The organism is Mesorhizobium sp. M4B.F.Ca.ET.089.01.1.1, from assembly GCF_004022605.1.
GTDB lineage: Bacteria > Pseudomonadota > Alphaproteobacteria > Rhizobiales > Rhizobiaceae > Mesorhizobium > Mesorhizobium abyssinicae.
In genome coordinates this window covers 1-3,690 of record NZ_RZOS01000514.1, presented here as the reverse complement: position 1 = coordinate 3,690, position 3,690 = coordinate 1, and the positions used below count along the sequence as shown (strand labels likewise).

General features: G+C 64.6%; 4 protein-coding genes. All 4 read right to left on the bottom strand.

What is annotated here, in order from left to right; all coding sequences use genetic code 11:
- A partial coding sequence (locus EN780_RS29680) for an ATP-grasp fold amidoligase family protein (RefSeq protein WP_281035384.1) occupies window positions 1–707 on the bottom strand: 707 nt, incomplete at its 3' end.
- 190 nt (window positions 708–897) lie between these two features.
- The gene (gene ugpC / locus EN780_RS29675) at window positions 898–1,956 is read right to left on the bottom strand and encodes a sn-glycerol-3-phosphate ABC transporter ATP-binding protein UgpC (protein ID WP_127393413.1); all 1,059 of its coding nucleotides are present in this window, start codon (window positions 1,954–1,956) and stop codon (window positions 898–900) included.
- Window positions 1,957–1,992: 36 nt separating this feature from the next.
- Window positions 1,993–2,814 carry a carbohydrate ABC transporter permease gene (locus EN780_RS29670; protein ID WP_127393414.1) on the bottom strand — a complete coding sequence of 274 codons (822 nt, stop codon included), beginning with the start codon at window positions 2,812–2,814 and terminating at the stop codon, window positions 1,993–1,995.
- Window positions 2,815–3,690 (bottom strand): sugar ABC transporter permease, encoded by an 876-nt coding sequence (locus tag EN780_RS29665; protein WP_128276071.1) that lies wholly within the window; start codon window positions 3,688–3,690, stop codon window positions 2,815–2,817.

Genomic DNA, 3,690 nt, shown 5'->3' with positions numbered 1-3,690 from the left:
TGCCTGATCAGCTCGACAAGGCGGGCGGTGACGGGCAGCGCCTGATCCTCGCGCGGATAGTCGATGTCGCGCCCCGCCAGGGGGTTGCCGTCAGGATCGAACAGCCGCGACTTGAGCGCCTTCTTGTCTTCGGCCCGGACATGGCAGACGACGCCGCTGCAGACCTGGACCTTGATCTCGGTGGCGATCTCACCGCCGGCGAGCGGCAGCATCTCCTCGACGAATACCTCCGGCACGATCGGCCAGTAGGCCCACTCGCTGTTGCGGCGACCCTGGCGCTTGCCCAGCCATCGTCTCAGCTGACGCACGATGGAGGCGCGATCCGGCTGGCCGCCCGAGACGAAGATGTTCATGTCGCAGCCATGGTTGGCTTTGACCACCGCCTCGCCCGCGAGCAGCGCCGACGGGATGTCGTCGGGGTCGCGGCCGCGCCACAACGTCTTCGGCACTTCCAGCTCCGGGCAGACGGCGCGGATATACTCCTTCACGGCGAGCTTGTCCGACAGCGTGACGAACAACGGATTGTGGTCGATCAGCCTTCGCCAGAGCATGCATTCATTGTAGCGCTCGGGCGCGGCGGGATTGGGCCAATAGCCCATCTTTCTTGCAAATCGCACCACGAGCAGGGGGTGACGTAGCGTGATCAGCAGCCGTGCCGCCGCCAGGACGAAGCGGTGCCGCGCCGGGAAGTCGGACGCCGACCTCATCGAACGGTTACGGTTGTCCGGATGATTTTTTTCCCCGGCGACTGAGATCGCTGATCCACGGCACGCCCCGCCCATTGACGGCGCACCTAAGCACCGCCGGCGCGCGCCGGCAAGCTGGCGCTATCGGTTCGAGCGGCCAAGCGCCGTCGAAGCCACCAGGACGCTTCGGGCAAGTCCCGCCTTAAGGCGTTCAGATGCGCTGGCCGGTGTTCGCCGCGAACAGATGGGCGCTGGCTCGGTCGACCTCGATGCGCACCGTTTCGCCCTGCTTCAGCTTAAGCCGCTCGCGGAACAGGCAGGAGATTTCCTCGCCGCCGCAATCAACCGTGGCGAAGATCTCCGAGCCCGTCGCTTCCAGAAGCGTCACGGTGCCGGCAATGCCCTCGCTGCGTGCCCGGATGTGTTCGGGACGGATGCCGTAGACGAGCTCGCCGTCCGGGACCCGCGCCGGGTGGAGGTCATGCGGCAGCGGCAGCGTCAGTCCGCTGGCGCTGCGGAACACGCCTTCCTCGATGCGGCCGCGGATGAAGTTCATCGATGGCGAGCCGATGAACCCGGCGACGAACAGATTGGCCGGACGATCGTAAAGATCGAGCGGCGCGCCGATCTGCTCGACCAGCCCGTCATGCAGCACGACGATCTTGTCGGCCATGGTCATGGCCTCGATCTGGTCGTGCGTGACATAGATCGTGGTGGTGCCCAGCCGCTGGTGCAGCGCCTTGATCTCGCCCCGCATCTGCACCCGCAGCTTGGCGTCGAGATTGCTGAGCGGCTCGTCGAACAGAAACACTTGCGGGTCGCGCACGATCGCGCGGCCCATGGCGACGCGCTGCCGCTGGCCGCCGGAAAGCTGGCGCGGATAGCGGTCGAGCAGCTTTTCCAGGCCAAGTATGCTTGCCGCCCGCTTCACCCGGCTGGCGGTGTCGGCCGGGTCGGCTTTCTTGATCTTGAGCGCGAAGCCCATATTGTCGGCCACCGTCATGTGCGGATAGAGCGCGTAGTTCTGGAACACCATGGCGATGTTGCGGTCGCGCGCCCTGAGCTCGTTGACGACCCGCTCGCCGATGGCGATCTTGCCGGCCGAGATCGTTTCCAGCCCCGCGATCATGCGCAGCAGCGTCGACTTCCCGCAGCCCGACGGTCCGACCAGGATGACGAACTCGCCGTCGGCGATGTCGACGCTGACATCGTGGATGATCTTGGCGGTCCCAAAAGCCTTCTGCACGTTGTTGATGGTCACCGATGCCATTTTATCTCTCCACGAACGTGTGATGTCGGACCGGCCTCAGCCGCCCTTGACGGCGCCGGCGGTCAACCCGGCGACGATCTGCCTTTGCGCGAACAGGGTCAGCACCAGCACCGGCAGTGTCACCACGAGTGCTGCCGCGGCAAGCGGCCCCCAGCTCACCTGCTCGTAGGACAGCATGTTGTAGACGGCGACCGGCAAGGTGCGCGTCTCGCGGCTGGCGAGCACCACGCCAAAGACGAAATTGTTCCACGAGAAGATGACCGACAAGATGAAGGCGACGACGATGCCCGGCTTGGCGATTGGCAGCGCCACCAGCCGGAACACCTGCCAGGAGCTGGCGCCGTCGATGCTGGCCGCTTCCTCCAGCTCCATCGGCGTCGTCTCGAAATAACCGATCATCACCCAGACGACGATCGGCACGGTCACCACCAGATGGATGATGATCTGCGGCCACAGCGTGCCGAGGATGCCGATCCACTGGAACAGCAGGAACAGCGGGATCAGATAGGAAAGGCCGGGCGTCATGCGGGCGATCATGATGACGACGGCCGAGCGCTCGGCCTTGAGCCGGGCGATGCCGTAGCCCGCCGGCACGCCGATCAGGAGCGCCAGCAGCGTCGCCGTGCCGGTGACCAGCACCGAATTCCACAGATAGAGCAGGAAGTTGTTCTCCTCGAACACCTTCACATAGTTCGACCAGGCGAAGCGCTCGGGGATCAGGATCGGCGGATAGGCGCCGTTGTCGATCTCGAATTTCAGCGACAGCGAGATCATCCAGAGGAAGAACAGGATCGCTGGCGAGACGAGCACCAGGGCCGCGAAGAACAGACCGATCCGGTTGAGGAGCCGCGACGTCATCTATTTGCCCTCCGCGTTGATCCATTGCGAGCGCTGGCGCAGCATCAACAGGACGAAGGACAGCGCCACGATCACGACGAAGAACACCACGGCCATGGCCGAGCCGTAGCCGATGTCGTAGTAGGAGAAGGCGGTGTTGTAGAGATAGATGTTGATGGTTTCCGACGCCGTGCCCGGACCGCCCTGGGTCATGGCGTAGATGATGTCGAAGCTCTTCAGCGCATCGATGGTGCGGATGATGACGGCAATCATCAGGAACGGCGCGATCATCGGCAAGGTCAGGTAGCGGAACTGCTGCCAGGCGTTGGCGCCGTCGATCTCCGCGCTCTCGAACGGCTCGCGCGGCACCGAGGCCAGCCCGCCCAGCACGATCAGCATCACCAACGGCGTCCACTGCCAGGTCTCGACCGCGACCAGCGAGGGAATGACGCTCCTGGCGTTGAAGATCCATTCCTGCGGCGGGATGCCGACCAGCGACAAGAGATAGTTGAGCACGCCGAGCTGCGGATGAAACATCATCGTCCACACCAGCGCCACGGCGACCGGTGTCGCCATCATCGGCATCACGAAGACGCCGCGCAGCAGGCCGCGCAGCGGAACCTTCGCATCGAAGATCAGCGCCGCGACCGTGCCGAGGAACATCGGCGCGACGACCGACAGGAAGGTGTAGGTAAGCGTGTGCCAGAGCGATTCCCAGAACCGCGGGTCGCCCGCCAGGCGCAGATAGTTGTCCATCCCGGCAAAGCTGCGCGACTGGCCGAGCGTCCAGCTGTTGACGCTCATCCACAGCGTGAATGCCCAGGGAAAGACGATCACCGCGCCGACGACGACGAGCGCCGGCAGGACGAAGGGCCAGTAGTTTGGAGCCAGACGCAC